General features: G+C 59.9%; 1 protein-coding gene. It reads left to right on the top strand.

Features of this window, described 5'->3' with window-relative positions:
* On the top strand, positions 1 to 608 hold a 608-nt coding region (locus tag BMI79_RS22910), incomplete at both ends, for a ShlB/FhaC/HecB family hemolysin secretion/activation protein (RefSeq protein WP_143555419.1).

Here is a 608-nt window from a genome sequence, read left to right as displayed (position 1 = left end):
TGTCAGCCTGCCTTACGGCTACTGGCTGGCGGATTACAACTATTCCTACAGCGACTACCTCTCGACCATCAACAATCAGGGCTTCGACTGGCGCTCCAGCGGCGACAGCCAGACGCACCGTTTCAACCTGTCCCGCGTCGTGTTCCGCAACAGTGAGATAAAAACCGGCCTGGCGCTGGGCCTGACGCACCGTATCAATCGCAACTACCTCAACGACGCCCGGCTGGAGAGCAGTAGCCGCAAGCTCACCAGTGTATCGTTGGGGGCGACGCACAGCCAGAAGCTGTGGAGTGGTTTTGCCACGCTCAACCCGACCTACAGCCGTGGCGTGCCTTGGCTGGGGGCGGAAGACGACAGCGGCAAAAGTAGCGAGGCACCAAGAGCAGAGTTCAACAAGACTTCACTCTCCAGCAGCTATTACCTGCCGCTGGCGCAGAACTGGACCTATCTCACCAGCGTCTACGGCCAGTGGTCGCCAGACCGGTTATACGGCAGCGAACGCCTGACTATCGGCGGCGAAAGCTCGGTGCGGGGTTACAAGGAGCAGTATCTGTCCGGGGATAACGGCGGTTACTGGCGTAACGAGGTGAACTGGTCGCCATTCAGCC

Source organism: Serratia oryzae, assembly GCF_001976145.1.
Classification (GTDB): Bacteria; Pseudomonadota; Gammaproteobacteria; order Enterobacterales; family Enterobacteriaceae; genus Chania; species Chania oryzae.
This window is presented reverse-complemented; position numbering and strand designations above follow the sequence as displayed.